Raw genomic sequence first — 4,991 nt, 5'->3', positions numbered from 1 at the left:
GCAAGGCTGCTTGCGCTAGACAAAATAGAAAAGCGCAAGCCGCCTATGTTTTTTTATCCATAGGTTTTCAGAATTTATTTTATAATTTGCTAAGCAATTACAAAAGGCTACACCCAAATGGATGTAGCCTTCATAAATCATGGATTTTTCTTCATCATCTCTGTTATAGCTAAAGCAGCCCCGTTTTTTGGTTTATCCACGTACATATGAGTAACAACCCCAATTATTTTGTCAGCTTGAAGAATTGGGCTTCCACTCATGCCTTGAAGAATACCACCAGTCCTTTTAATAAGCTGGGAATCAGTTACTGTAAACTGAAATAGATGTCCTTCCACAGATGAGATATTTATTGTAAAGTCCTGCACTTTCTCACCATCGATTGATGTTCGCATAATTGCTTTACCTGTCGTTATTTCTTCTTTTTCTGCAACTGACATTTGTTGCATTGGTATATTTGCTAATGCTTTGTTTTCTAACTTGCCAAAAACCCCATAAACATTATTTTCATTTACTCCCCCTATAGGTGGAGTATTGTTTTCATGCGAAGTAATCTTATACCCAGGTTTTCCTGGAATACTTTTTTTAATTTGTTGAATGGAAGACAAATAAATAGAGCCTTCTGAAAATTTTGGAGTAACTCCAGAAGAATGGTCTACTATTTGATGCCCAAGTGCACCAAATTCATTTGTTTCTGGGTCATAATAAGTGAGCGTTCCTATCCCTTCAGTTGCATCTCGCAAGAAAGGGAATAATTTCATCATTTGATCTGGAGTAATATCTTTCGTATACATTTTTTTATCTCGCTCATACTGGATAATAATTTGTTTCTTATTTTTTAATTGCCTTTTTAAATCATCAATGTTAGATACCGTTTGGTCATTTATTTGATGAATTGCATCACCAGATTTTAGCCAATAGTCATCTTCTAACAACACATCGTGATTAAGAAACACAGATCCATACTGGAGGTCGATCTGAATAGATTGCCCAAGTGGAACAACTGTTATTTTTGAAGCGAATGCAGTGGTGCTTAGAAAGAACAAAGTAAAGAAAAGTATTGGCAAAAGCGACCAAATTCGATAGCTTTTTTTCATATTTCACCTCCCATACATCTTACTATGTCCTTTGCTGTGAACTCTATGTGAGGTAAATAATTGATAAAAAAAGAAGACCCAAAAGTTACAGGTCTTCACGAGTTTCTTAATATTTTTTTACGTTCATTTGCAATTTTTAATAATTCTTTGGAGTGTTTTAATGTGGTCGTAGTTATTTCGGTACCAGACATCATTCGGCTCAATTCCTCAGCTCGTTTATTGTCTGTTATTTCCTCCAATAATGTATATGTTCTGTTTCCAGTCACTTCTTTTCGGATTAACAAATGCTGATCTGCCATTGCTGCAACCTGTGAAAGATGTGAAATGCACAGAACCTGAGAATTCGTAGCAATGCCAGCTATTTTTTCTGCTATTGCCTGAGCAACACGTCCGCTAACTCCTGTGTCTACTTCATCGAAAATGATGGAAGTAATCCCTTGGTGTTTTGAAAAAATGCTTTTTAGAGCCAACATCATACGAGAAAGTTCTCCTCCGGACGCTATTTTCGTTAATGCTTTTAATGGCTCTCCCACATTTGTAGAAATGTAAAATGACAAGTCATCTAAGCCATCTTCATTATACGTTTGGTTAGACTGTTCATGAAACATAACCGAAAAAGTAGCTTTTTCCATATATAACTCTTTAAGCTGCTCCATAATTGCTTTACTTAACTTTTCAGCAGCAATCTTACGTTTTACGGTCAATTCATTTGCTTCCAGCTGAAGATCAATTTCAATTTGCTTGATTTTTTCACCCATTTTTTGAATCTGTTCATCTCTATTGACTAATTGGCTTAGGCTATGCTGAATTTGATCTTTGTATTCTAAAATTTCTTCAATGGATGAGCCATATTTTCTTTTTAACGTTTGAATAGTTGCAAGTCTCTCTTCCACCTCAAGCAACTGATTGCTATCATATTCCATCTCGTCCAGCTCATTTTTAAGCTGGTGGGCGGCATCCTGTAATATATAAAACGCAGAAGATACGCTTTCGCTTAACTCCTTCATATTATCATCCACATCGGCAATATCCATTAAATCAGACATTGCAGTTCCTATATAATCTAATCCTTTAGATTCTCCTAAAATAGCTTCATAGGAATTACTCATCTTGTCGAACACCTTATGAAAGTTTAATAATTTCTTTTTTTCATTTTGGAGCAATTCTTCTTCTCCACTTTTCAACTGTGCTTCCGCTATTTCCTCTACTTGAAAAGTGTACAAATCTATTTTGTGCGCTATTTGTTGTTCGTTTTCCGTCAATGTCGCAAGTTCTTTTTTCCATTTTTTATATTTATGGAACAATTCTTTATAATTTTCTTTTACTACCTTTAAATCTTCGCCAGCAAACTGGTCTAGTAAATGAATATGAGCTTTGTCGTCCATAAGTTCTTGGCTTTCATGTTGGCCATGAATATCTATTAAACTAGCACCAATCTCTCTTAAAATGCCTATAGTAACTAATTTTCCATTAACTCTACAGACACTTTTTCCAGAATCATTTAAATCTCTACGTAGAATAATAGTTTCGTCGTCGACATCTATACCAACGTCAAACATTTTCTTAAAAACACTATGTTGTGGATCTGTTATGATGAATAATCCTTCCAGTTCAGCTTTCCGTGCTCCATGTCGAATAAATTCCTGTGAGCCTCTACCTCCACAGAGTAAATGAACTGCATCTATAATAATGGATTTACCAGCACCAGTCTCACCAGTTAATACAGTTAGTCCTTCGTCGAAGCCAACTGATAGCTCGTCTATAATAGCAAAGTTTTTAATGGAAAGTTCTTTTAACAAATTATCACCTCTGTTTAAAAAATCTGTATCGTTGTAGGTAATTCACTTTATTTGCATACACATTTAGTTGAACACCTTTTAAGATGGTAGCACGCAGACCGCGAATCCATGACTAGTAAGACATCACACCTACGCTCTTAAGACTTCTTACGCCACGGAAAGCGGCCGTGCTGATCAATGATTACACTTTTGATAGCTGTTCATTTTTGACAAAACAATCGGAATTACAGAATTACACATGAAGTCATTGGATATTACAGCATTTCCAGTAAACGATTTTTTAAAGTTTGACTATCTTCTTCTGTCCTACAAATGATTAAGCACGTGTCGTCACCACAAATAGTCCCCAATATCTCTTCCCAATCTAAATAATCGATCAGCGAGCCAATAGCATGAGCATTACCTGGTAAAGTTTTCATAACTAAAAAATGACTTGCTCCATCGATACTAACAAAGGCATCTGTTAATGCTCTATGCAGCTTTTGCATAGGATTAAATCGTTGGTCTGCAGGCAAACTGTACTTATAGTTACCATTTGGTAAGGGCACCTTTACTAAATGTAGTTCCTTAATATCTCTGGATACCGTAGCCTGAGTAACGTTAACCCCAGCATTTTTTAAATGATCGACTAAATCATCCTGTGTTTCAATTTCAAAATTCGCTATTATATCCCTAATACGAATATGCCGTTGTCCTTTATTCATAATGAGCTCCTTGCTGTATAAATATACTGTTTTAATTATACCTTAGCATTACATTGCAAAAGTAACAAGAAAAAACGCGACTCTTGGGGAGTCGCGAATTATTTTAATAAATTATGTGCCTCATTGACAAGTTTTTCAAAGTCGAACGTATGAGGGAGAACTTCTTCAGGATTCACACTAACTAAATGGAATAGAAATTCTATATTTCCTTCACCACCGGTAATAGGTGAATAAGAAACATTTTTTAATTGGAAGCCTTGGCTTTCGGCAAAAGTTGCTATATCGTTGAGCACATCTATATGCACTGCCTTATCTCTCACTACACCCTTTTTACCAACTCTATCTTTTCCAGCTTCAAACTGAGGCTTAACTAAAGCAATCACATCTCCGCTTGGAACTATGATTGTCTTTAAAGTTGGGAATATAAGCTTAAGGGATATAAAAGAAACATCGATAGAAGCAAACGACGGTAAGCCTTCTTGGAAATCAGCAGGCGTAGAATAACGGAAATTTGTTTTTTCCATTACCGTTACACGTGGGTCCTGCCTGATTTTCCAAGCCAATTGGTTACTACCGACATCTAATGCGTAAGCATGTGTCACACCATTTTGAAGTCCACAGTCTGTGAATCCTCCGGTGGAAGAACCAATATCTAACATTATCTTATCCTTAATCTCTAAATCAAACTGTTCGATTGCTTTTTCTAGCTTTAAACCACCACGGCTTACATATTTTAAAACCTGTCCCTTTACGGTTAATACAGAAGAGACCTCTATTTTTTCTCCCGGCTTATCTATTCTTTCTTCATTCTTGTAGATAAGTCCAGCCATAATAGCACGCTTAGCTTTTTCTCTCGTTTCAAACAATCCTTGTTCTACTAAGAGTATATCTACTCTCTCTTTTGGTATCTTACTCATGAGGAGATATACCTTGGGCTTTCTTTTAAAGTAGATTTTACTAAATCGACTATGCTATCGCTTGTAATATTAATTTCTTCGAGTAATTGATTAACATCTCCATGTTCAATAAACATATCAGGAATACCAATTCTTTTAACATTAGCTTGTAAATTTTGCTCGTTATAATATTCCAATACAGCACTTCCAAATCCACCTTGTAAGACGCTTTCTTCAACTGTAATGATAGGCATATTACGAGAGTGAATATCTTTAAGCATTGCTTCATCAAGTGGTTTGATAAAACGAGCATTTACTACTTCTACAGAGATATTTAATTTACTTAATTCGTCTGCTGCCTGTAGTGCCATTGGAATAGTAGTTCCAAATGTAAGAATGACGGCTTGACTACCTTCTTTTAGTACTTCCCAAGACCCGATTGGAATAGGAGTTAGCTCTTCGTCCATTGGCACGCCAAGTCCGTTACCACGAGGGTAG

5 protein-coding genes are annotated in these 4,991 nt (G+C 35.9%); all 5 read right to left on the bottom strand.

Annotated elements, in window-relative coordinates:
* Positions 1-137: 137 nt before the first annotated feature.
* A complete protein-coding gene (locus tag AC06OU_RS07380; RefSeq protein WP_169358144.1) occupies positions 138-1,094 on the bottom strand; it encodes a SpoIVB peptidase S55 domain-containing protein in 957 nt (318 codons plus the stop codon).
* Positions 1,095-1,189: 95 nt separating this feature from the next.
* Entirely contained in the window at positions 1,190-2,893 is a 1,704-nt protein-coding gene (gene recN / locus AC06OU_RS07375) for a DNA repair protein RecN (protein ID WP_169358143.1), read from the bottom strand.
* A gap of 254 nt (positions 2,894-3,147) precedes the next feature.
* Positions 3,148-3,597, bottom strand: coding sequence for a transcriptional regulator AhrC/ArgR (gene ahrC, locus AC06OU_RS07370; protein WP_342568063.1), 450 nt, complete (start codon positions 3,595-3,597; stop codon positions 3,148-3,150).
* A gap of 98 nt (positions 3,598-3,695) precedes the next feature.
* Positions 3,696-4,514 (bottom strand): TlyA family RNA methyltransferase, encoded by an 819-nt coding sequence (locus AC06OU_RS07365; protein WP_475854975.1) that lies wholly within the window; start codon positions 4,512-4,514, stop codon positions 3,696-3,698.
* The coding region (locus tag AC06OU_RS07360) for a transketolase C-terminal domain-containing protein (protein WP_475854974.1) at positions 4,511-4,991 on the bottom strand (481 nt) is incomplete at its 5' end. The genes AC06OU_RS07360 and AC06OU_RS07365, both read right to left, overlap by 4 nt.

Source organism: Psychrobacillus sp., assembly GCF_056205495.1.
This window is presented reverse-complemented; position numbering and strand designations above follow the sequence as displayed.

Excerpts from the sequence above, each read along its gene's own strand:
- AC06OU_RS07365 (WP_475854975.1), bottom strand. The coding sequence starts at position 4,514 with ATGAGTAAGATACCAAAAGAGAGAGTAGATATACTCTTAGTAGAACAA.
- ahrC (WP_342568063.1), bottom strand. The coding sequence starts at position 3,597 with ATGAATAAAGGACAACGGCATATTCGTATTAGGGATATAATAGCGAAT.
- AC06OU_RS07380 (WP_169358144.1), bottom strand. The coding sequence starts at position 1,094 with ATGAAAAAAAGCTATCGAATTTGGTCGCTTTTGCCAATACTTTTCTTT.